Source organism: Deinococcus wulumuqiensis R12 (assembly GCF_011067105.1).
Taxonomy (GTDB): Bacteria; Deinococcota; Deinococci; order Deinococcales; family Deinococcaceae; genus Deinococcus; species Deinococcus wulumuqiensis.
In genome coordinates, this window is the sequence record NZ_CP049357.1 from 1,108,143 (window position 1) to 1,131,641 (window position 23,499).

Here is a 23,499-nt window from a genome sequence, read left to right on the forward strand (position 1 = left end):
AAAAATACGGGTTACGCGATATGGATGCACAGGCGGCGCTTTCCCGACTGTGCAGGAATTAAGCGGAATCCGTATGACACGGCGCCGAACAAGTTGTTAGGGCATTTGACAGAAAAAGCGGAGCGTTTCTGTCCGACTTGCAAATCTGTGAAGCAGACTGGTACAGCTCCGCAGGAGAGAATGAAGCAGGTGGCGGTGCTGTCAGGGCGCATGCGTAATTCGGAGAACTGCTCTACAGCATTTGACAAAAAAAGCTGGTCTGGACGCCCCCCACCCGTTGCTTCGCAACGCCCTCCCCCGCAAGGGGAGAGGGTCAAACGGGGCAAACATTCTTTTGTCAAATGCTCTAGGGCAAAAGGGAAGCGCCGCCCGGCAAGACTCCTCCGGGCGACGCAGCGGGCGACTATTCAGCGGTTTTTCAGGAAGCAGCCCTTGAGCACGCCGGGGGCCGGGTCCGAACCCCACTCGGCCACGGTGCAGTTGAAGGTCGCGTCGGTGCTGCGGCCGAAGACATAGCGGCCCGCGCCACCGAAGGCGGCTTCACGGTTGGTGGCGTCCTTGCAGGTGCCGCCCAGGACCGCGCACAGCGTGTAGCCCGCCGGAGCGACCGGCTTCGCGGGCGTGGGGGCAGGTGCCGGAGCAGGCGTGGGGGCAGGCGCAGGCGCCGCTGTGCTCGACTTGATAAAGCAGCCCTTGGTCTTGTTGGGGTAGGGGTCCTGGCCCCACTCGGCCACCGTGCAGGCGAACGTGTCGTCGGTGCTGGTGCCGAAAATCCAGCGGCCATCGGTCCCGAAGGCGACTTCCTTCTGGCGGGCGCCGGAGCAGCGTCCCCCTTCCACCGCGCACAGCGCGTACCCGGCAGGAGCGGTGGGCTTGGCGGCGGGCGGCGTGGGGGTCGGTGCGGGCGCAGGGGCCGGGGTCGGCTTGGGGGCAGGGGCGGGCGTGGGTGCCGGGGCGGGCGTGGGTGCGGGGGTCGGCGCAGGGGCAGGTTTGGGCGCCGGAGCCGCATTCACCCCGAGTTTCCCGAGGGCAGCGGGCACGCTGATCTGGCCGAAGCCGACGTTATTGTTCTTGGCACCCGCGTTGCTGGCACTGGTGTAGAGGGCGTTCTTGATGCCGTCCACGCTGGTGCCGGGCTTGGCGGACAGCAGGACCGCCACCGCGCCCGCCGTGATGGGGCTGGCCTGCGAGGAGCCGCTCATGGCCGCGTAGCCTCCGTTGCGCACGGTGCTGGTGATGTTGACGCCGGGTGCGGCGATGTCGGGCTTGGTGAAGACGCCGCTGATTTCGCCCTGCCACGCGACGGGGCCACGGCTGCTGAACGACGCCACCTGACCGTTCGAGTCCACCGCGCCCACGCCGATGGCCTGCGGCAGGTTGCCGGGGCTGCCGGTGCTGCCCGACGCCGGGCCGAAGTTGCCGATGGCGAAGACCGGAACCACGCCCGCCTTGAGCATGTTGTTGACCGGGACGATGAATTCGTTCCAGGTGCCGGGAATCCCCAGGCTCATGTTGACCACGTCGGCGCCGTCGTCGGTGTCGGCGTTGTTGTCGGGGTCGAGGACGTACTGCATCCCGGCGATCACCTGCGCGAAGGTGCCCTCGTTGTTGGGGAGCACCAGGGCGCTGATGACCTTGGCGCTCGGGGCCACGCCGACCTTGGAGCCGACCAGCAGGCCCGCCGTGTGGGTGCCGTGGTCGGTGGTGTCGTGCGGCTGGCTGCTCACGCGGTCCCCCTCACCGTTGAATTCCTGGAAGGCCGCCACCTTGCCCGCCAGTTCCGGGTGAGAGGGGTCAATCCCGCTGTCGAGGTGCCCGATGCGAATGTTCTGGCCCTTGAAGCCTGCGGCCCAGGCAGCCGGAGCGCCGATCTGCTGGAGGTGGGTGGGGGTGCCGGCGGGCGCCGACGCGTTGCTCATGGCGACCACGCGCGGAATCTGCACCTTGAAGTTCTCGAAGACGGCGGCGACGAAGGGCAACTGCGACACGGCGCGCGCCTGCACGGGGGTCATGGGCAGGTAGACACTCTGGTCGAGCCAGAGCTGCGTGGCCTGCTGCGAGTTGACAGCCTGCTTGAGAAAGCCGGCACTCGGCCCGAGCTTGGCAATCTGGCTGTTGAGCTGCCCGCGCAGGTTCTTGAACAGGGCGCGGCCCTGCGCCGTATTAGCGACGTTGAAGCGCACGATCACGCCGATGGGCGTCTGGTCCCCGGCCCGCGCTTTTTGCAGCAGCGTGGGAGAGAGGCTACCGGCACTCGCCTGCGACGCGCCGCTCAGGGCCAGGGCCGCGCCGAGCAGGGTCAGGAGTTTCTTTGACTTACGCATGGCCCTACGCTACCCGCCCCGGCATGACTTCCCCTGAAGGGTGAATGAGGACACCTTGAGGGCGGGTCAGGCGAGCGTCAGTCCGGGGTCTGAGCCGAGGAAGCTGGCCTCAGCGGCCCCCGATGCGGTAGGTCACGCCGAACCGGAGCTGGGTGCTCTCGGGCTGCGCGGCGACCCCCGCCGAGGCCGAGCGCCCGGCGGTGTTTTGCAGGCCCACGCTGAAACTCACGCGCGGGTTGACGTTGTAGGCGACGTTGAAATTGGGGCGCACGCTTTGCAGGTCGAGGCCGTTGAGCGGCGTGCTCACGCGGAAGGTGAAGCGGCCATCGGGCGTGGAATAGGTCGCGTCGATCAGGCCGTTGCCGCTGAGGTCCACCTGATACTGCACGAACAGCTCGCGGGTGAGGTACGACCCGACAGTGAGGGTGGCGTTCACGTTGCCGTCGGTGCCCAGCGCCGGGGTCAGGCGCAGCACGTCCACCCCCAGCCCCCGCGCCAGGGTCCGCTCCAGTTCGCCGAGGAAAAAGACGTTGAGCGCCGTCTGCAGGGCGCTGCTGCCCAGCCCGGCGAGGTTGCTGCCCAGGTTGTTCAGGTCCGGCACCCCGGTGGCGACCAGGGCGTACAGCTCGGCCTGGCCGTACTCGGTGCCGGTTTCGGGGTCACGGCACTGCGGGCCGGGTTCGGCGCAGCTCAGGCGGGTGTCGAGGTCGAGCACCCCCTGAAGGCCGTCAGTGGTGCGGAAACGCCCGGTCACGTCCAGCGCCACCGGCACCCGCTGCCGGGTGGTGGGCGAAGGCACGGTGCCGCGCGCCGTCAGGGTGAAGGTGGGGTACAGCCCCGCGCCGCTGAAGGTGACGTCACTCCGGGTGATGACGAACTCGTTTTCGCGCAGGAACACGCTGCCGCGCTGCGAGACGATCTGCCCGCGCACCTGGGGCCGCGCCGCCGTGCCCGACACCACCAGCCCCGGCGTGCTGAATTCGGCCCGCGCCAGGTTCTCGTCGAGCCGAATGCCGCCCGACGCCCGCAGCCGCACGTCCTCGAACAGGAAGCGCTCGAGCAGCGGCGTGGCGGGGCCAGTGCCCGGCGTGGCGGGGCCAGTGCCCGGCGCGGCGTCCCCGCCCGGCGGCTGGGGTTTGGGGAAGGTGGTGTACTCCTCGGGCAGCGGACTGGCGAAGTCCTCCCCGGGGGTCTGTGCCGGTGTGCCGGGCGCCTCCGGCAGCGTGTCGGGCGCGTCCACCCGGCCCAGCACCAGCCGGGCGAAATCGCCCTCGCCGCTGACCCGCACGAAGTCGCCGCCGTCGCGCAGTTGAAAGTCGCCGGTCAGCGCACTCTCGCGGGCGTAGATGGCCGACACCGGCAGGTTGTAGTTGCGGGCCTGCAAGTTCAGGTCCCAGCGCGGGGTGAGTTGTCCGGCGAGGGTCAGGGTGCCCGCGCCGGTCACGGGGTTGGTGCTGCGGCTCACGGCGTCCAGCGTCCATTCCCGTTCGCTCTGCTGGCGCAGCGTGGCGGTGGTGTTCGGCAGCGGGCCGAGCGCCTCGGGTGCGAACAGGCCGCTGAAGGTCGCCACCGTGCCGCTGAGCCTTCCCAGGGTGAGCTGCCCGCGCACGTCCAGCTTTCCGTCGCTGCCCACGCTGCCGCCGGTCAGCACGCGCCCGCCCGCCGTGAACGCGCCGCTGTCGGGCAGGTCTCCGGCGAACGACGGCACCTGCACCGTCAGTCCGGCCACGCGCCCGGACACGTTCTCGGCCCGCAGCAGGCCCCGGGGCCGGTCGTAGGTGCCCGCCGCACTCAGGACCACCGTGCCGCGCAGACTGGGGTCGAGGTCGGCCAGCCCCGGCACGAGTTGCAGCACCGGGGTAAAGGTGGTGTCGGTAAAGCGGGCGTTCACGTCCACCCGGTCGCGGGTGTACTGCCCGCGCACGTCCCAGGTTCCGGCTCCGGCAAGCTGCACGTTGACGCTGCGCAACTCGCGGGCGGCGTAGTCGAGGCTGCCGCTGCCGGTCAGCGTCTCGGTCACGGTCTGCCCGTTTTCGGTGCGGCGGGCGCTGACCCGGATGCGCTCGGCCACCACCGAGGCCGTGCCTGCGAGCGGGTCGGCGAGCGGAAAGCGGAAACGGGCGACGCCGGTCACGACCCCCTCGCCCGGCGTGGACCCGGCGAACGCCGACAGCACCGCGCCGAGCGGCAGCGCCTGAAGGGTGCCCTGACCGAAGACCTCCCCCCCACTCAGACCGGCGGTGAAGTCGGAGCGGTCCAGAAAGCCGCGCAGACGCCAGCTTCCGGCCACCTGGCTGCCCTCGATGCGCAGGGGAAGCTGCCGCTCACCGACCTCAAGGGCGTCGGAGGCAAGGAAGAAGGTGCCGCCGCCGTCGCTGAGGTTGGCCTCGCCGTAGACCTTGCCCGACAGGTCGGGGGCCAGCTTCAGGTCACCGAGTTCCACCGCGTCGAGAACAGCGCGGGCGCTGTAGCCCTCCCCGGTGGGCGACACCCCGAGCAGCTTCTCGGCGGCGGGCAGCGCGTCCCCGATGCCCCCTTCGGCACTCAGGCGGGCGCGGCCCACCCCGTTGGCGGCGGTCAGGGCCGCCGTGAAGCTCTGGCCGTCCAGGGTCAGCTGGCCGCTCGCCGTGACCGTCTGTCCCGACACGTCGAGCGGGTAGGCCCGCAGCTCGGCGCCGCCGCTCAGCCCGGTGGCCGCCGTGCGCACGTCCAGGTCGAGCTGCCCGTCGCCCCGGCGCAGCGTGCCGCCGAGTCGCCCCTGCCAGCGGGCCGGTGCGCCGCCCTCGCCGGGCCGCTGCGCGAGGTCGAGGCTCAGCGTCCCGGCGTTCAGGCGGGCGAGGGCCTGCACGCTGGGGCGGCCCCCGCTGAGGGTCAGCGTGCCGCTCAGGTCGCCTGCCGGGGTCAGGCCGAGCAGCGGCAGGGCCTGCGGCGCGGTCATGCCCGTGACCTCGAAGCGCACCGCACCGTTCTGGTCACGGCTGACCTCGCCGCTCGCCGTCACGCGCCCGCTGACGCCCCCCACGCCCAGCCGGGTCAGGTCCAGGCCCGGCAGGTCGGCCCGCGCCTGCTCGCCGTCCCAGGTCACTCGGCCTTCGCGCTCGCCGTCACTGACCGTCAGGTCGGCGGCGCTCAGGCTGGCGGTGCCGCTCGCCCGCCACTCGCCCCGGCGCAGGGTGAGCAGCGCCTGCGGGTCGGCCAGCGGACCGGAAGGGGTGACGCTGAAGGCGAGTTCGGGACGGGTCAGGCTCGCCGCGCCGGACCACGTCCACTCGCCCTGGGCGCCCGGGCGAAGTTCGACGAGGCCGTTGGCCGTCGCCCCCGGACCGTCCACCAGCCGCAGTTGCACGCCCCGCACGTTCGCCACCACCCGCGCCCGCGCCCCGAGCAGCCCGCCCTCGCCGGTCAGCAGGGGGTGCGCGGCGTCGCCGGTCACGCGCAGGTCGAGCGGTTCGGTCAGCACGCCGCCGGGTCCGCCGGTCACGCGGGCGCTGCCGCTCCACCCCGACGCTGCCGAGCGCCGCACGTCCAGCGCCGTCTGCACCGCGTCGCCGCCGAGGGCAGCTGTACGCAGGGTGCCTGCCGCGCTGAGGGTGCCCGCCGCGTACCGCGCCCGCAGTTGCCCGGTCAGGGCGCCGCTGGTCGCCAGGGTAAGGTCGGCGCTTCCACCGTTCCCGAGGGCCGCCGTGCCGCTGGCCGCCACCGCGCTGCCCGCCACGCGCACGTTCAGGCCGCTGAGGGTGAGCGTCTGCCCCTGCCAGCGGGCCACCGGGTCCACCGTTCCCGCCTGCGTGAAGGTGCCGCTCAGGGACGCGAGGCGACTGAGCGTGCCGCTGACCGTGCCCCGCAGGTCGGGCACCTCGGCGCCGCTCGCCCGGACGTTGCGGGTGGTCAGGTCGGCCTGCACGGTGGGGGCCGCCAGCGTGCCGCCCAGGACAGCGCCGGCCTTCGCCTCCCCCTCGGCCCCCTCCACGAGCGCGAGCGGGGTGAGGTCGAGCCGTCCGGCCAGCCGGGGCACCAGCCCACCGCCCGCGTCCGGCGTGAGGGTGAGCTGCCCGCGCCCGAGCTTGCCCGCGCTCAGGGCGTAGGCTCCCTGACCGTCGCCGCGCAGGGTCAGGGCGTCGGGAAGCGAGGGCGCAAAGACACTCAGCTCGCCGCCGAGCCGGGGCCACGGCCCGCGCAGGTCGGCCTGCACGCGGGCCGCGCCGGGTCCGGTGCCGCTGCGGAGGGTGCCGTAGACCCGCACGCTGCCGCCCGCAGGCCGCGCCGGGTCGAGGTTTCGCGCCTCGGCGTAGAGGGTGCCGCTCGCCTGCCCGGACGCCTGCACGCGGGCGGTCACGTCGGGGCGGCGCAGGGGTCCGGCCAGGGTCAGGCGGGTGTCGAAGCTGCCCTGCTCGGTTCGGACGACGCCGCCGAGTTGCCCCGCCACCAGCGGGTCACGCAGACCGCCGCGCAGCGTCAGCGCCCCGCCGAGCGTACCCTGCCCGAACGACGCCGCGCCGGGGTACGCCGCCGCCACGTCCCGCAGCGTGACATTCAGGCCGCCCGGCAGCGCCCCGGACGCACTCAGGTGGCCCCCGCGCAGGCTGCCGCGCAGGTCGGCGGTGAGCACCTCCGAGCGCGGGTCGTACTCCGCCGACCCGGAAAGGGAAAAGGGACCGGCCTGGGCGTGTTCGCCGCGCAGCCGGGCGCCGCGCAGCCGCAGCCGTTCGGGACCGCCCGCCAGCGTGCCCGCCGCGTCCAGCGTGCCGCCAAAACTCAGGGCACTCAGGCCGAGGTTGGCCGGGAGCAGCCGCGCCAGCGCGACGGAGCGGGCGCCCTGCGTCTTCAGGGTCGCCGCGTACTGCCCGCCACGCAGCGAGGCCGCGCCCTGCACCGCCGGCCCGGTCAGCCGCAGCTCGGCCCCGGCGCCCCCGACCCTCGCCTGCACGTCGCCGGACAGTTCGCCCGCCGCGTCGTCCAGTCGCCCGGCAAAGGCCACCGTGAGGCCCGACCAAGAGGCGCCGCCGAGGGTCGCCCGGCCACTGGCCCGCAGTTGTCCGGGCCGGTTCCAGAAGGCGCCCGCGTCCACCTGCTCAAGGGTCAACTCGCCGCCGGGTTTGAGCGGCAGGGCGGCGGGGAGGGTGCCCGTGAACGCCGCCTGCCGCTCGCCACTGCCGAGGGTGCCCGCCAGCGCGAGGGGGCCGCGTCCGTCCAGCATGGCGTCCAGCGGTCCGCCCGGCACGTCGCCCACCGCGCGGACGCTGCCTTTCCAGCCCTGGCGGGCGTTCCAGGCCAGCGGCCCGGTCAGGCCCACGTCCACCGCGCCGCCCCGGTAACGGGTGTTCAGGCGCAGGTCGGCGGTCAGGAGGCCGCCCGCCGCGCCGCTGCCGAACTGTCCGCGCAGCGTGCCGCTCAGCCGCTCGCCGCCGAGGGTCAGGCGCCAGTCCGGGCCGAGCAGGTGGCCGTCCAGACGGGTGCCCGCCGCGTCCAGGCCACTGGGCGCCGCGTCCAGCCGCCCGCTGAGCTGCACGTCGGGCCGATTGAGGGTGCCGCCCACCTGCGCCGCGTACTCGCCGGGCAGAGTGTCGGTGAGCCGGGTGCGGGCGCTGAGGGCCAGCTCAGGCCACACGGTGCCCGACGCCTGCACCGCGCCGCCGCCCTGACCCGCCGGCAGCGTGGCCCGCAGGCCACTGACCCGCAGCGCCCCCGCAGAAAAGTGGGCCGGTGCCGTGAAGCGAATGCCCGACACCTCCCCCGCCGCCTCCCCGCGCAGGTCGGCCAGGGTGCCCTGGAAGGTCGCGTTCAGTCGGCCCGCCGCGCCGGTCAGGGCACGGAGGTCGGGCACCTGCACCTGCCCGGAGGCCGACCACGCCGCCAGTCCCTCCCCCGCCCCGCGCCGCAGCGAGGCGGTGAGGGCCGCACCGTCCAGCGTCGCCTGCACTTCTGCCCGGGCCGCCGCGCCCGTCAGCCCCTGGCCGGTGACCACCAGGTCGAGGTCGCGCTCCTCAAAACGGCCCCGCGCCCGCAGCGTCAGCGCCCGCGCCGCGTCGCCGGTCAGGGTGCCCGAGACGCCGCGCAGGGTCAGCACCGCGTCGGCCTGCGGGTAGAGCGGCCCGGAAAGACGCAGGTCCTGCCCGCCGAGGGTGCTGGCGAGGTCGGCGACGAGCTGCCCGGCCCGCAGGGTGACGAGGCCCTCGGCCCGCTGCCCCGGCGCGGTGAGGCCGAGCTGCGCCGCGCCGCTGGCCCGCTGCCAGTCCAGCCCCGGCAGCGTCAGGTCCAGCCGCGCCTGCCCCGCCGCGCCCGGCAACACGGGCCGCAGCGCCCGGCCCGAGAGCACCGCGCCCGTCACCCGCAGGTCGCGCCCGTCGTACTCCAGCGGCAGGCGGGTGCCGGGGTGCGTGAGCAGGCCCGAGGCCCGGACACCGCCCTGCCAGTTCACGGCGGCAGTGAGGTTGAGCGGTTCGTTCTGATAGAGGGTCCGGTTCAGACGCAGCTCTGCCCCGCTCGCCGTGACTTTGGCGAACAGCTCTCCGGGCCGGATGGCCGAGCGCACCTCGGCTGGCAGCGCGGTCAACAGGGGCGAAATATTGGTGGACACCTCGCCGCCGAGGGTGGGCAGCAGGCCGACGCGTCCCTTCAGAGGACCGGAAGGCAGCGCCGCCAGCACGTTTCCGCCGCCCGCCAGCCGGACCCGGCCCGTCCTTTTCAGTTCGCCCGTATACAGCGCGTAGGCCGCGTCCAAGCCCCCCGACCAGCGCCCGCCCACGTAGCGGAGGTCCGACACCTGCACCCGGCCCGCCGTGACCGAGGCCCGCAGGGGAAAGCTCTGCGCGGGCACGACCAGCCGGGCGGGGCCACCGCCGAAGCCCTGCTCCCGCAGGGTGAGCGTGCCGCGCAGGCCACTCAGGTCGCCCTGCGCCGAGGCGGCGACATATGGCCCCGCCACGTTGACGCGCAGGCCGCTGAAGTCGCCCGGCAGTGTCAGGCGTCCATTGGCCCTGAGGGTGTGCCCGGCGAACTCGCCCGTCGCCTGCACCTCTCCCCGGTTCGCCGTGACCCGCAGCGGCCCGGCCTGAAGGTCGCCATTGAGGTCGCCCCCACGCAGGCGCAGGTCGCCCGCCACGCGCTGGCCCTGCGCGGTCAGGTCGGCCCGCAGGTGCCCGCTGGCCCGCGCCCAGTCCAGCGCCTCGCCGGGAACGTTCAGGCTGAGGCTGGCCGCGCCGGTCACGCCGGGCAGCAGCGGCGAAAGTGCGCGTCCGGTCAGCCGCGCTCCGTCCACCCGCAGGCCCCGGCGGTCATAGCTCAGCGGTGCCCGAATCGCCGGATGGGAGAGCAGGCCCGAGGCGCGGACGCGGCCCTGCCAGTTCACGGCGGCGCTCAGATTCAGCGGTTCATTCTGGTAGAGGGTCCGGTTCAGACGCAGCTCTGCCCCGCTCGCCGTGACTTTGGCAAAGAGTTCGCCGGGCCGAATGGCCGAGCGCACCTCGGCTGGCAGCGCGGTCAACAGGGGCGAAATATCGGTGGACACCTCACCGCCGAGGGTGGGCAGCAGGCCGACACGCCCGTTGAGTGGACCCGAAGGCAACGCCGCCAGCACGTTTCCGCCGCCTGCCAGCCGCACCCGACCGGCCCGTTTCCATTCGCCCGTGTACAGCGCGTAGGCCGCGTCCAGCCCCCCCGACCAGCGCCCGCCCGCGTAGGTCAGGCCGCCGGCGGTCACACTCGCTCCCCCGGGCCGCAGTCGCAGGGGAAAGCTCTGGGCCGGAACAACGACGCGGGCCGGGGGGCCGCCGAACTCCTGTTCGCGCAGGCGCAGGGTGCCAGTCATGGCCTTCAGATCGCCCTGTGCCGAGGCGGTGACATACGGCCCCGACACGTTGACGCGCAGGCCGCTGAAGTCGCCCGGCAGCGTTACGCGCCCACTGGCCTTGACCGTATGCCCGGCGAATTCGCCCGTCGCCTGCACCTGTCCCCCGCTGGCCGTGACCCGCAGTGGCCCGGCCTGAAGGTTGCCGTTCAGCGCCCCACCGCGCAGCCCCAGCGTGCCCGTGACCTGCTCCCCCTGCGCCCACACGTTGACCCGCGCCGCGCCGTCGGCCCGCTGCCAGTCCAGACCCGGCACGCTCAGGTCCAGGCCCACCTCGCCGGAAACACCTGGAAGCAGCGGCGAGAGCAGCCGCGCGTCCAGCCGCGCCCCGCGCACCCGCAGGTCCTGGCCGTCGTACGTGACCGGCAGCCGCAGTCCCCGCCGCGACAGCAAGCCCGAAGCCCGCAGGCCGCCCTGCCAGCTTGCCCGCGCGGTCAGACTGAGCGGCTCGTTCTGGTAGAGGGTCTGCCGCAGCCGCACCTCGGCCCCAGTTTCCGTGACCCGCGCCACCAGCTCGCCCGGACGGATGGTCGCCCGCAGGTCGGGGGGCAGCGCCGCCAGCCAGGGCGCCAGCGACGTGGACACCTCGCCGCCAAAGTCGGGCAGCAGGCCGACCCGCCCGCGCAGGGGGCCGGACGGCAGGGCCGCGAGCACGTCGCCCTGCCCGACCAGCCGCACCCGGCCCGGCTGCCGGAGGTCGCCGGTCTGCAGCGCGTAGGCGGCGTTCAGCCCGCCCGACCAGCGCCCGCCCTGAAACAGCAGGCCGCCCACCCGCGCCCGCGCCCCGGTCAGCGAGGCGCTGAGGGGAAAGGTCTGCGCCGGGACGCTCAGCCGCGCCGCGCCGGTTCCGAAGGTCTGCGCCCGCAGCGTCAGCGAGCCGCGCAGGTTGCTGGGATCGCCGCTCGCCTGCGCGTTGAAGTAAGGCCCGTCCGACACCACGCGCAGGTCGCTGAGGGTGGCGGGCAGGGTGAGCCGGGCGCTGGCCTGCACGCGCTGCCCGCCGAAGGTGCCCGCCGCCCGCACCTGTCCCCCCGCCGCCACGAGGTCGAGCGGCCCGGCCCGCAGTCGCCCGGCGAGCACCCCGCCCCGGGCGCTGAGGGTCCCGCTGAGGCGTTGCCCCGCCAGGGTCAGGCCGCCGAGGTCGAGGTCGAGGTCGTCGAAGCCGTCCAGCCGCAGGCGGCCCTGTCCCCCCTGGGGGTCGGTCACGCTGAGGGTGCCGCGTGGCCGGGTGCCGGTGCCCTGAATGCGCCCGTCCACGATGAGGGTGCCCTGGCCGGGCAGGGTCAGCGGCCCGCTCACGTCGAGGTCGTAGCGCCCGGCGGGAAGCGAGGCGGTGCCGCTCGCCCGCAGGCCCTCGGCGTCGGTGAGCAGCACGTTGAGGTCGCGCCAGGGGCCGCGCAGTGTGACCGCGTACTGGTCGAGCTGCCCCCGGGCGTCCACCGCGCCCCGGAACGGCTCCCCCGCCGCGCCCGGTCCCCAGCTCGCCTGTCCCTGCACGCGCCCGGTCTGCCCGAAGGCGGACAGGGTTTGCGCCCCGCTGACCCGCAGCAGCCCCGAAGAGCCGTGATAGGAGGCGTTCAGGTCGCCCCAGCGCCCGCTGAGCGCCAGTTCAGGGGTGAGGGTGCCGCCCAGGTCCACCGTCTGTGCGGGCAGCGTGACCCCGCCGAAGGACAGTTCCCCGGTGCGCCCGCGCAGGCTGGCGCCGAGATTGCCGTACGGCCCGCTGACCGCCGCCTGCAAGGTCTGCCCCAGGTAACTCGCCGCGCCGCCCACCTGCACGTCGGGAAACACCCGGCCCCGCAGCCGGGCCGAGAGCTTCTCGCCGCCCAGCCCCAGCCCCGCCGTCAGGTCGGCCACCACCACGCCCCCGGCCTGTGCCCCCGGCTGCCGGGTCAGGGTGCCGGTCACGTCTGCGCCGCCGACTCGGGCATTCGCCCGCGCTCCTCCGCCCAGGCCGCGCAGATTCAGGTCCAGGGTGCCGCCGAGGTCTGCGCCGGGCAGCAGGGGCCGCAGCGCCGCCAGATTGACCCGGCCCGCCGCGTCCCAGCTCTGGCCGCGCAGCACGCCGCTGGCCGCGTCGTTTGCGGTGCGCAGGGTGAAGCGGACGCCGGGCTGCTCGCCCCCCTCCAGGCTCAGCACTCCGCTCACGTCGCTGCCCGACAGCCGCGCGGTCGTGCGGTAAGGCGCATTCAGGTCGCTGTCGGCCAGCACGGTGACACCGCCCGCCGTTCCCCGCAGGCTCGCAGCGTTGCCGCGCAGGTCGGCGGCGAGGTCGTAGCCCTGCCCCCGCGCCGTGAGCTGCCCGGTGGCCCGCAGGTCGCCCGCTGCGCCGGGGGGCGTGAGCAACACGTCGCCGCCCACCTTCACGCCGCCGAGCACGGCCAGGTCACGCAGCCGCAGGCCGAACGAGTCCCCCTCCCAGGTCAGGCGCTGCTCGCCCGCCACGAAGCGGCCCTCCTCGCGCAAATAGTTGAGCTTCACCGGGCCGCTGAGCGGCGTATCCACCCCCGGCACCCGCGCCGTCAGGTCGCCCGCGAGGTCGCCTTCCGTCAGGTCCAGCGTGCCCTGCCCGCCCAGCGTGAGGCCGCCCAGCGACAGGTCGGACGCCTGCACGTTGCGCGCTTTCCAGCGGCCCCGGAAGGCCGGGTCGAGGTCCAGGGAAAGCTGGCCGCGTTCGCCCGCGCCGTCCCCGCCCGTGTTCAGGTCGGCCCTTAGCCCCGCACTGCTCAGGCGCGCCGTTCCGGTCAGGCCGAGCGGCCCGGCGCGGCCCTGCGTCACCTCGGCCCGCAGGTCGTCGGCCCGGCCACCGAGGACCACCCGCGCCCGCGCCGCGCCGTAGTCGGGATTCAGCACGGCGCTGAGCTGGCCGCTGCCGAGGTCGTAGCTCCCCTGGGCCGCCCCGCCCAGGGCCATGCCGCTCAGTTTGGCGATGTTGGCCGCGTTGATCCGCGCCGCGAGGTCGAGCGGTTTTCCGGCGAAGTCCCCCTTCCAGGCCGCCGTGCCCGCCCGCCCGAAGGCCCAGCGGCCCCCGAGTTCCTGATTTCCGGCGAGCTGCGTCAGGGCGCTGAAGGCGAGGTCGTTGGTCTGCGGGGCCGCGTCGCCGTCGCGGTTCAGGAAGGTGTACTCGGCCCGCGCCCGGCGCAGCGGCACCCCGGCGAAGGTGGCCCCGTCTGCGCCGTCGCCCGCCTTGACGTAGCCCTTGACGCGCACGGTGCTCCAGCCGCCCGCCGTGACCCGCAGCTTGAGGTCGCCCTGCCCGGTGGTGCGCAGCGAGCGGGCCAGACCCGCCACCGTGGGGTCGGCGTCCAGGGTCACGGTCCAGTGCTCGGCCCGCAGGTCTGCCCCGCCGCGAGCGGTGACCGGCCCGTCCCAGGCCCGCCCCGAGAGCTTGAGGGTCACGTCGTCGCCCCGGTGCAGGGCGCGGCCCGACACCTGGCGCACGGTCACGAACTCGGCGTCCGGCACCCGCAGCAGGCCGCCGGTCAGTTTCACGTCGCCCTCGACCGGCCCAGGCCCGAAGACGTAGCGGCCCTGAAGCCGCCCGGCCTCCACCCCGCCCCAGTAGTGGCGCAGGATGCGGGCGTCGGCGTCGAAGGTGACGGCATAGACGTTGGCACCGCCGCGCTCCGTGACCCGGAGCTGGCCCGAGAGCTGACCGTCGGGCGTGCGGCCCGCGAACGCCACCGCGCCGTCCGGACCGGGACTGAGGCTGAGCCGGGCGTCGGGCACGTTGATGCCGTCGCCGTCCACCGTCAGGCGACTGCGGCGCACGTCCACCGAGCCGAGGACGACCTGCCAGCCGCCGGACGCGCCGTTTCCGCCCCCCGCCCCGCCCACCAGGTCCCGCAGGCGCAGCGCGACCTCGGCGTCGGCCACCACGACATTGACCCGCACGGTGCGGGTGCGCCAGTCCACCCCGGCGACGTTGACCCCCGCCTGCCCCGCCGTGACCTGCACGCCCGGCTGCTTGAACGCCACCTGCGAGAGTTTGGGCGACCACAGCGGCCCCGACACGCCCCCGGCACTCAGGCCGAGGTCGTCGCCGTAGCGCGAAAGCACCTGACCGCCGATTAGAAGCGGCGCGTAGGCCACCGCTCCCAGCAGCAGGCCGCCGCCCAGCACCCACCAGGGCCAGCGCGGGGCGCGGCGGGGGGATGGAGCTGCCGCCTCCCTGAGCCGCGTTCCCCTGTCCCGGCCCGTGCCGGTGCCTTTTCCTTTTCCGCTCACGCCCGGCCTTCCCTGGCGCCCGCTCCGCCGCTCACATCACCGCTGAAAACTGTGCCCCCCCGCAGGAGGACACAGCGTTGACAGAGGCGGAACGAGGCGAAAGGGGCCATCAGCCCGAGCATTGTAGGGGCCAGAAGATGAGGGGGTGACGCCGCAGGCTCACTTTCTTCCCATCCTCCCCCGTCCAGCCTCCCTGGCCGGGCGGTCAGATGAACAGCGGCGCGTCGGGGTCTTCGGCCTGACGGTCCTGCGCGTGCAGGTAGCGCGACGCCACAGCGATGCCGCCGAGTGCGCCTACCGCTAGAATCAGCAGCAGCCAGAACGCTCCGCCCCGCGACCGGCGCCGGGGACGCGCCCAGCGGCCATCCCCCACCGAATCCCAAACAGAATGACGTGAAGCCATGCCGCCAGCATAACAGCCCGGCGAGCGGCCCCGCCCGGCGGAGGATTTCGCCTATCCTCGTGGCATGTCGCGAGTGCTGCTCTTCGTTCTGGGCGTGCTGCTGCTGTGCGCGGCGGCGCTCGCGGCCTTGTGGGCCGCCGGGCAGGTGCTGGTCGCCCTCGGCGCCCTGCTGACCGGCGCGGCGGGCGTGCTGGGGCGGCTGCTGATTTTTCTGGTGCTCGGCGCGGGCGCGGGCGGCGTGAGCTACTTCGTGGCGAGCGCGTGGCGGCCCGGCCAACCAGTGCCCGGCCAACCAGTGCCCAGCCAGCCGGTCCCTGGTCAGCCGGTCCCTGGTCAGCCGGTGCCCACCCCAGGCCCGTTCGGAACAGGGCCAGCCGGTGCCCCCGCGCCGCCCCCCGCTGCGGCCCGCAGCCCCCGCTGGCTGCGGGGCAAGCGAGCGGTGGTAGCACCCTCCCCAGTGGCCGCTGCCGAAGTCCCTGCGGCTGAATCCCTGAGCGCCGGAACCCCGACCACCGAAACCGCAGTTAGCGAAACCGCAGTCAGCGAAACCATAGACAGCGAACGCGCCGACCGCACCCTGGTCATCACCGCCGCCCCGCAGGTCAGCCCCATGCCACCGGAGGGCGAAGTCCCCACGCCCGGCGAGAAAGCGCCCGCACCCAGCGAACCCCTCGCCCCGGACGACTCCACCACCGACAATCCGCGTCCCCCCTCCTGAACCCTGGGAGGCGGGGCCAGATGAACTGCGGGTGGCAAGCACACGCCCCGGCTCAGGGCCTTTTCATAAGGCGTCAGAAAAGGTGTGGTCCACTGCCGCCATGTTCAAGTTCTCCCAGACCTTCAACTATTCCCAGACCCCGGTCCTGGCCGCGCTGCTGCTCGGCGCTGCTTTCGCTCAGCCGGTGACCCCGGCCACCCCCGCTGCCCCGGCTTCGGCGGCGCAGCAGGCACCGGGCCAGAGCAAACCCGGCGTGCCCAGCGCCGCCGAGTGGAACCCGCAGACCCTCGGCAGCGCGAGCTACGCCATCGCGGAGCCGGTGTGGGAAGGCAACGCGGCGCTGGTGAGTGCCGAGCAGCGCAGCGGCATCGTCAGCGCCCTGCGGCGCGATTCGGAGGGGGCGCTCAAGCGGCGTTATCCCCAGGCGACCTTCGTGCCGGTCGGCACCCCTGGCGCGGTCCGGGTCACCCCGGCCATCGTTGCGCCCAGCGCCCTGGTGCCCTGGGCCAAGCTGACGGTGCGGCTCGACCTCGACCTGCCCAGCGGCAACAAGGCGTCGCTGAGCGAGAGCTTCGGCCTGCTCACCCTCTGGCAACAGGGCGCCGAGGCCGCCAACTACGCCTTCGACGTGCTCGCCAAGCGTCTCCCCTGAACGCCCCCGGTCCTGTCCCGGCCCAGGCTCAGCACCTCGTTCTGAGGGCTGGACCCGGGCCGAGGCAACTTTTTCTCCCCTTTCGTCGGAGTTCAGCGTGGTTTCGACACGGGTTCATCCGGGCTGCTTCTGATACGGATCCCGATTGAATCTGAAACGACCAGATTCAATCCGAGCGGATGCGAGTAGGAAAAAATACGGATTCTGCGATATGGATGCACAGGCGGCGCTTTCCCGACTGTGCAGGAATTAAGCGGAATCCGTATGGCATCCCCTTCACAGGACCGGGAGAAACTATCTGCAAGCTTCCCGACTTCTCACACGGCACCCCAGGAGCGGCTTGTATGGGTTCAGTCTCCCCTCCCACCCCTTCCCGCACGGCTTACCTGCGCCGCTGCGTGCGCATCAGCCTGCTCAAACGCTGGCCCTGGCCGCTGCTGTTCGCATTACTCGGTGGTCTCGCGGGGTGGCTGCTGGACTGGCCGCTGTGGTCTGCCGCTGCACTGGCCTTGGCCGGGCTGCTGCTCAGCGCGCTCTCCATCGCCGTGTCGTCGTGGCGGCGTCACGCGGCGGACCTGCCCTCGCCGTACTGAATGCCCGTCCCGCTCATTTCCCCTTAAAGGTGCTCTGCCCCCGACCAGCCGCCGTGTTAGCCTCGGCGCATGACTCAGGAAGCAAAGCAGTTTGAAAAGCAGAGCGACACGTCCGGCGCAGGCGCGTTCGGGGCCGGGAAATCGGCCTTCGTGACGGGGGCGAGCAAGGGCATCGGGTACGCCGTGGCGCAGGCCCTGGCCGCCGAGGGCTACCGCGTGACCATCACCAGCCGCAAGCAGGACGAAATCGAGCAGACGGCGAAGAACATCGGCGAACACGTGCGCGGCGTGGTCTGTGACGTGAAGGACGCCGCCGCCGTGCAGCGCGAGGTGGACGCCCACGTTGCCGCCTTCGGTGGGCTGGACGTGCTGTTCGTCAACGCGGGCGTCGGGCACTTCGCCAACATCGAGCAGCTCAGCATCGAGCAGTGGCAGGACGTGATCGACACCAACCTGTCGGGCGCCTTCTACACCATCAAGGCGGCGATTCCGGCCATGAAGGAGCGGGGCGGGTACATCTTCACCCTCTCCAGCCTCGCCGGTAAAAACCCCTTCGAGGGCGGCAGCGCCTACAACGCCAGCAAGTTCGGCCTCAACGGTCTGAGCGAAGTCGTCAACCTCGACCTGCGCAAGTACGACATCAAGACCACGCAGATCATGCCTGGCAGCGTGGCGACCCATTTCAACGACCACACCCCGAACGAGGACGACTTCTGGAAGATTCAGCCCGAGGACCTCGCGCAGCTCACGGTGGACCTCCTGAAGATGCCCGCCCGCACGCTGCCCAGCCGTGTGGAAGTGCGCCCGAGCCGCCCGGACAGGAAGCCGAAAAAGTAAGCAGAAGGCAGATGGCAGAGAGCAAAAAAGCCATCTGCCTTTTGCCATCTGCCATGAGCCTTCAGCCATCCGCCATAAGCCTTCTGCCTTCAGCCATCTGCCATAATGCCCCGCGTGTATACCAACCGCCGCGCCCACCATGAATACGAACTGCTGGAGCGGTTCGAGGCGGGCATCAGTCTGACGGGCAGCGAGGTCAAGAGCGTGCGGGCGGGGGGCGTGGATTTCCGTGACGCTTTCGCCCGCCTCAACGGCTCGGACGTGGACCTCGAAGGGCTGTACATTCCCGTGTACAAGGAAGCCACCTACAACAACCACGAGCCTCGGCGAAAGCGCCGCCTGCTGCTCCGGCGTGAGGAAATCGAGAAGCTGCGCCGGGGGCTGGAGCAAAAGGGCCTGACGCTGGTGCCGACCCGCCTGTACCAGAAAGGCCGCTTTTTCAAGGTCGAAGTCGCCCTGGCCCGGGGCAAGAAACTCCACGACAAGCGCCGCGCCGACGCCGAGCGCACAGTCGCACGGGAGCTGCGCGAACTATGAACCCATCCCCTCTTTGCGGTCAGCGCCGCTGGGCGCGGCCCCTGCTGCTCTCGGCGGGGCTGCTTGCCGCCGGGCTTGCCGGGGCACAGATCACCCTCGGCAAACTCAACCTCGCAGGCAAGGAAGTGCAGAGCGTCAACCTCTACGGCGCCGAGTACGCCAGCCGCGCGGCGCTCGAAGGTCTGCTCGACATCGAGCGTCAGGGCGACGTGATGCGGGTCATCGGCATGGGACACACCATGCTGCTGCCCATCGACACCGACCAGGTGCGGGCCACCACCGACTTCAACACCGTGCAGCTCGACACCGAGCGCGTCAAGGCGCGGACGGCGACCTGGGTCAACGGCGTGGTTCACTTTCCGCTCGACACGCTGGCGCGCGGGCTGGGGGCCGAATACCGCCCCGGCAACTTCAAGCTGGCCGCCCCGCAGCTCCAGAGCGTGAGCAGCCGCGCGGGCAGCGCGAGTGACCGGCTGGTGCTCGACCTCAACCGCGACGTGACCGCCAAGGTCGAGCTGCGCGGCGCCCAGGTCCGCATCATCCTGAAAAACACGACGGGCAAGGCGCAGCGCTACACCACCCGGGGCGCCTTTATTCCCAGCGCCGAGGTGAAGCAGCAGGCGTCGGACCTCATCGTGAGTTTTACCCTGCCGCAAAACAGCGGCTACCGCGTCTACCCAGTGGTGCGCTCCGGCGGCACCCGGATCGTGGCCGACGCCGGCCCCGGCATTCCGCAGGACTTTCCGGCGGTGCTCGAACGGGTGGGCAAGCCGCTGATCGTCCTCGACCCCACGCGGGTTCAGGACATGGGCCGCGACGTGACGCTCGAAGTCGCCCGCCGCTCGGCGGAGCTGCTGTCCAAGGCGGGCTGGCAGGTGCGCATGACCCGTGACCAGGGCACTGCCCTGGGGCAAAACCAGAAACTGCAACTTGCCCGGCAAAGCGACGTGTACCTCGCGCTCGACATGGGCCGCTTCACCCAGACCTCCCGGGGCGGCGTGACCGTCTACGAGGGCAGCGGCAGCAGTCCCTCCAAGCTCATTAATGCAGTGCGCGGGGGGCAGGCGGCGCCCTACAGCCCGCTGGTCATCAGCGACACCGGGGGCAGCCGCCGCCTGAGCGAACTGCTGCGCGGCGAACTCAGGAGCGGGGGCGTCACCGCCGAGCAGGACACCCTGCGCCGGATGCTGACCCTGAGCGAGGCGCCGCAGGCCGCGCTGCTGCTCGAACTCGGCTGGACCGGGAGCGCCCAGGACCGCGCCAACCTCGCCACCGAGGCCCGCTTGCAGGCGCTGTCGGTGGCGGTGGCCCGCAGCGTGGCGAACTACCTGACCGCCCGCGCCGCCAACGCCTCGCAGGCGAGCAGCAGCGCCAGCATCACGCAGACCATCCTGACCGGTGGCCTGACCCGCGCCGGGGGGCAGCCGTGAGCGTGACCCGGCGCCTGCTCTCTCTTTTCAACGTCCTCTCGCTGCTGGCGCTGGCCGCCGCCGCCTACGCCTATCAGGTCGTGCAGCGCCCCGCCGACCTGCCCACGCTGCCCAAGCTGGAACTGCTCGAGCGCCACGGCGTCAAGCTCAAGGTCTACTACTCCGACCAGCAGGTCAGGACCATGAAGGCGGTCAGCCGCACCGTGCAGGTGGTGGAAGAAAACCCCACCAGTCTGGCGCAGGCCGCGCTCAACGCCTGGGCACAGGGGCCGCAGCAGGGTGAGGCGCTCGCCGTGGTGCCTGCCGGAACCGCCGCCCCGCGCGTCTACGTGCGCGGCAAGCACTACTACGTGGACCTGCTGCCCGCCTACGCCAAGCTGAACTACGGCAGCTCCGGCGAGCGCATGCTGCTGTGCACCATGACCCGCACGCTGCTGGAGCGCGGCGGCGACGACGTGACCTTTCTCCTGAACGGCAAGGCGGTGGACACCCTGGGTCACATCGACCTGCGCCGGGCCTTTACCCGGGCGGACTGCGCGGACTGAGGCCCGGGGGCGCTGAGGGTGAAGGGGGAAGGGTCAAGAGCGCCCGCCTCCTCTCCCCCCTCCACCCTCCCCCCACCACTCACCATGATTCATGCCATCACCCTTCAGGGGTTCAAATCCTTTGCTGACCGCACCCGCCTGGAATTTTCGCCGTCGAGCGGGGCGGGCGGCGTCTGCGCGGTCATCGGTCCCAACGGCAGCGGCAAAAGCAACGTGGTGGAAGCCATCCGCTGGGCCACACACGGGGCGCGGGCGCGGGAACTGCGGGCCGGACGCGGCTCGGAGCTGATTTTTCACGGCTCGGGCGGCAAGGCGCCGCTGGGGCTGGCCGAGGTGCAACTTGAGCTTCAGACCCCGGCGGGCGAGCGGCTCAACGTCACCCGCCGCATTTACCGCGACGGCACCGGCGAACAGGACCTCGGCGGGCGGGCGGTGCGGGCCAGGGACATTCAGGCGGCGCTGCGCGGCACCGGGCTGGGACCGGGGGGACTGGCGGTCATCGGGCAGGGCGAGGTCAGCGGGGTGGTGCAGGCCGAGGGGAGGACCCTGCTCGGCTACCTGCAGGAAGCTGCGGGCCTCTCGCGCGCCGTGTCGACCCGGCAAGACACCGAAGCGCGGCTCAAAGACGCCGACGCCCACCTGGAGGGGCTGCACCTGCTGCTGGGTGAGCGCGAAGCGGCGCTCTCCCGCCTCGCCCGCGCCGCACAGGACGCCGAGCAGCATCGCCGCCTGAGTGCGCGTGCCCGGCTGCTGGAAGACGCCCTGGCGCGGGAAAAGCAGCTCGCCCTGCTGCGTGACATCGCCGGGGCGCGGGCCGAGGCGGACACCCTGGACACCCGCTCGGCGGCGCTTGCCCGTGAAGTCACCGCTGCCGCCGCCCGGGTGGAGCAGGCCCGCGAAGCCGCGCAGGAAGCCCGCGCCCGCCGCGACGCCTACGCCGGGGCGCTCGACACCCTCCGCGCCGCCCGCGAAGCCCGCGACCAGGCCGAGCGCTACCGCCAGCACCTGACGCAGGAACGCGAGGGCCTGGAACGTGACCTGGCCGCGCTGCCGCAGACTGCGCCTGCCGAGGCCGCCCCCGACCTGGCCGCGCTCCAGGCCGACGCCGCTGCCCGCCGCGCCGAAGCCGAGGCCGCCGAGCGCGAGGCCCGCCGCCTGGACGCCGACCTGACCCGCGCCCGTGAGGGGGCCGCCCGCGCTGCCGAAGCCCACGCCCGCAGCGACGCGAGCCTGACCACGTTGCGGGCCGAGTTGGAACGCGCCGGGGGCAATCTGGAGACGGCCCAGTCCCGACTGGACGGCGCCCAGGAAGCGCTGACCGCCGCCACTGCCGCCCGCCAGGACGCCGAAACCCGTTACCGCACCCAGGCCGAGCAGCGCGAGGCGGCGCAGGCCAGGGCCAGTCACCTCCACGCCGAACTCGCCCGGGTGTCGGCGGCGCTCGCTCCACTGCGGCGCGAACGTGAGCGGCTGGAAACGGCGCTCAACTCCTACGCCCGCTACGGCGAAGGCGCGCGCAACGCGCTGCGGCAGGACCACCCCGGCATCGTGGGCAGCGTGGCGGACGTGCTGACCGTGCCTGCCGAGTACGAAACGGCGATTACGGCGGCCCTCGGGCGGCGGCTGGAACAGGTGGTCGTCCACACTGGCAAGGACGCCCGCGACATTATCGAGGAACTCAAGCGTGTGGGGGGCCGCGCCACTTTTTTGCCGCTCGACCTGATTCGGCCCCGGCCCCGGCGCGACGGCCCGCTGCTGCGCGAGGCCGGGGTCGTCGGCAACCTCGCCGACCTCTGCCCCACCGACCCGCCGCTGGTGGGCGAGGCGGTGCTGGCCGACACGCTGCTGGTGCAGGACCTGACCACCGCCAACCGGCTGGCCCGCACCCACCAGAGCCGCCCGCGCCTCGTGACGCTGGGGGGCGAAGTGGTCGAACCCGGCGGAGCCATCACCGGGGGACGCCTGCGCGACAGCGGCGGCGCCGTCCTCGCCGACCAGCGCCGGTTTCAGGAACTCGACGAGGAACTGGAACAGGCCGAGCGGCAGGCGGCCACCTTTCAAAAGCAACTGGGCGAACTGGAGGGGCAGGCGCCCGATGCCGGATGGGACAGCCTGCTGCGGCTGCGTGACGAAACCCTGCGGGCCGAACGCGAGGCCGAAAAGCGCGTCACCGAACTGTCGGCCCAGACCCGCAGCCTGCGTGCCCACCGCGACGAACTCGCGGCCCGGCTGGAACGCGACGCCGCCCGCTCGCCTGTTCCCGCCGAAGAAACCGCCGACCCCGCCGAACTCGAAGCCCAGGTCTGGACCGCCCGGCAGCAGGCCGAAACGGGCCGCGCCGCCGAGCGTGAAGCGCTGGAAGCCCTGGCGCTGGCCCGCGAGCTTGAGGCCGCCTGGACCACCTACCGCGCCGCGCAGACCCGCGCCGCCGCCCTGCGTGAGCGCCTGCGGATCAACGCCGAGGCCGCCGCCGCGCAGCAGGGGGGGCTGGACAGCGCCGCCGCCGAGGTCGCCCGCCGCGAAGCCGCCCTCGGCACGCTGGACGAGCAGGAATTCCCCCGCGCCGAAGCCGAGCGCGAGGCCGCCGCGCTCGCCTACGCCAACCTCATCGGCGAGCAGAACCGGGTCCGGGCGCGGCTGGACGACCTGCGCGTGCTGATTGCCCGGCGCGAGGGCAGCGCCGAACCCGTGCCCGACGGCTGCTCACCGCCCGGCACCCCGAAGGACTGGGCCAGCGAACTCTCCCGCGCCCGCGCCGAACTGGACCGAATCGGCCCCGTCAATGCCCGCGCCGAGGCCGACCACCGCGCCGAAGTCGAGGTGCTGGAGGCCCAGCGCCGCGAGGCCGCCGACGCCCAGGCCGCCGCCGCCGAACTCCGCGCCCACCTGAGCGAACTCGAACACGCCGAGCGCGGGGCCACCCGGCAGGCCTTTGACCGGGTGAATGCTGCCTTCCGCAAGTACAGCGCCGAACTTCTCGGCGGCGTGGGCGAACTCGAACCCGAGCAGGACGACGCGGGCCACCTCATCGGACTGCGACTCGCCGTGCAGCCCAGAGGCAAGCGCACCCGCTCCATGACCCTGCTCTCGGCAGGCGAGCGGACGATGGCGGGGCTGGGCTTTCTGTTCGCCCTGAACCACGCGGGAGGCGAAGAAGGGATGGGCGGCCTGCCGCTGGCCGTGCTCGACGAGGTGGACGCGCCGCTTGACGAGGCGAACATTCGCCGCTTTACCGCCTTCCTGACGCGCTTTGCCGAACGTGGCACCCAGTTTCTGCTCGTCACCCACCAGAAGGCGACGATGGAAGTGGCGACCGCCCTGTGGGGCGTGACCACCGACCAGACCGGGGCGAGCCGGGTGCTGAGCATCAAGCAGGAGCGGGAGTAG

11 protein-coding genes are annotated in these 23,499 nt (G+C 72.7%); 8 read left to right on the plus strand and 3 right to left on the minus strand.

Going from position 1 to position 23,499, the window contains the following annotated elements; genetic code table 11:
- Window positions 1–407: 407 nt before the first annotated feature.
- The 3 genes from G6R31_RS05580 to G6R31_RS05590 form a co-directional block, all read right to left on the minus strand.
- Window positions 408–2,324: a S8 family peptidase gene (locus G6R31_RS05580; protein ID WP_025567912.1), complete on the minus strand. Its 1,917-nt coding sequence runs from the start codon at window positions 2,322–2,324 to the stop codon at window positions 408–410.
- Between the two features lie 109 nt (window positions 2,325–2,433).
- Window positions 2,434–14,397 carry a translocation/assembly module TamB domain-containing protein gene (locus tag G6R31_RS05585; RefSeq protein WP_152423750.1) on the minus strand — a complete coding sequence of 3,988 codons (11,964 nt, stop codon included), beginning with the start codon at window positions 14,395–14,397 and terminating at the stop codon, window positions 2,434–2,436.
- Window positions 14,398–14,602: 205 nt separating this feature from the next.
- Window positions 14,603–14,800 (minus strand): hypothetical protein, encoded by a 198-nt coding sequence (locus tag G6R31_RS05590; protein WP_161618020.1) that lies wholly within the window; start codon window positions 14,798–14,800, stop codon window positions 14,603–14,605.
- A 64-nt stretch (window positions 14,801–14,864) separates the two neighbouring features.
- Here G6R31_RS05590 and G6R31_RS16770 point away from each other — a divergent pair, with 64 nt between their 5' ends.
- The 8 genes from G6R31_RS16770 (at window position 14,865) to G6R31_RS05630 (ending at window position 23,499) form a co-directional block, all read left to right on the plus strand.
- Entirely contained in the window at window positions 14,865–15,518 is a 654-nt protein-coding gene (locus G6R31_RS16770; RefSeq protein ID WP_025567621.1) for a hypothetical protein, read from the plus strand.
- Window positions 15,519–15,618: 100 nt separating this feature from the next.
- Complete coding sequence (locus G6R31_RS05600) at window positions 15,619–16,170, plus strand: hypothetical protein (protein ID WP_017871420.1); 552 nt, start codon at window positions 15,619–15,621, stop codon at window positions 16,168–16,170.
- Between the two features lie 344 nt (window positions 16,171–16,514).
- Complete coding sequence (locus G6R31_RS05605; RefSeq protein ID WP_017871421.1) at window positions 16,515–16,763, plus strand: hypothetical protein; 249 nt, start codon at window positions 16,515–16,517, stop codon at window positions 16,761–16,763.
- Window positions 16,764–16,832: 69 nt separating this feature from the next.
- Entirely contained in the window at window positions 16,833–17,600 is a 768-nt protein-coding gene (locus tag G6R31_RS05610; RefSeq protein ID WP_017871422.1) for an SDR family oxidoreductase, read from the plus strand.
- Between the two features lie 105 nt (window positions 17,601–17,705).
- Window positions 17,706–18,137 carry an SsrA-binding protein SmpB gene (gene smpB, locus G6R31_RS05615; protein WP_017871423.1) on the plus strand — a complete coding sequence of 144 codons (432 nt, stop codon included), beginning with the start codon at window positions 17,706–17,708 and terminating at the stop codon, window positions 18,135–18,137.
- Window positions 18,134–19,567, plus strand: a complete 1,434-nt coding sequence (locus G6R31_RS05620; RefSeq protein ID WP_017871424.1) for an N-acetylmuramoyl-L-alanine amidase — start codon at window positions 18,134–18,136, stop codon at window positions 19,565–19,567. Before smpB ends, G6R31_RS05620 begins: the two co-directional genes overlap by 4 nt.
- Window positions 19,564–20,112 (plus strand): GerMN domain-containing protein, encoded by a 549-nt coding sequence (locus G6R31_RS05625; RefSeq protein WP_017871425.1) that lies wholly within the window; start codon window positions 19,564–19,566, stop codon window positions 20,110–20,112. The genes G6R31_RS05620 and G6R31_RS05625 overlap by 4 nt, the downstream gene beginning before the upstream one ends.
- Window positions 20,113–20,196: 84 nt before the next feature.
- Complete coding sequence (locus tag G6R31_RS05630) at window positions 20,197–23,499, plus strand: AAA family ATPase (protein ID WP_017872007.1); 3,303 nt, start codon at window positions 20,197–20,199, stop codon at window positions 23,497–23,499.

Coding starts and splice junctions, on each gene's coding strand:
- G6R31_RS05580 (WP_025567912.1), bottom strand. CDS start 2,324: ATGCGTAAGTCAAAGAAACTCCTGACCCTGCTCGGCGCGGCCCTGGCC.
- G6R31_RS05590 (WP_161618020.1), bottom strand. CDS start 14,800: ATGGCTTCACGTCATTCTGTTTGGGATTCGGTGGGGGATGGCCGCTGG.
- G6R31_RS16770 (WP_025567621.1), top strand. CDS start 14,865: ATGTCGCGAGTGCTGCTCTTCGTTCTGGGCGTGCTGCTGCTGTGCGCG.
- G6R31_RS05600 (WP_017871420.1), top strand. CDS start 15,619: ATGTTCAAGTTCTCCCAGACCTTCAACTATTCCCAGACCCCGGTCCTG.
- G6R31_RS05605 (WP_017871421.1), top strand. CDS start 16,515: ATGGGTTCAGTCTCCCCTCCCACCCCTTCCCGCACGGCTTACCTGCGC.
- G6R31_RS05610 (WP_017871422.1), top strand. CDS start 16,833: ATGACTCAGGAAGCAAAGCAGTTTGAAAAGCAGAGCGACACGTCCGGC.
- smpB (WP_017871423.1), top strand. CDS start 17,706: ATGCCCCGCGTGTATACCAACCGCCGCGCCCACCATGAATACGAACTG.
- G6R31_RS05620 (WP_017871424.1), top strand. CDS start 18,134: ATGAACCCATCCCCTCTTTGCGGTCAGCGCCGCTGGGCGCGGCCCCTG.
- G6R31_RS05630 (WP_017872007.1), top strand. CDS start 20,197: ATGATTCATGCCATCACCCTTCAGGGGTTCAAATCCTTTGCTGACCGC.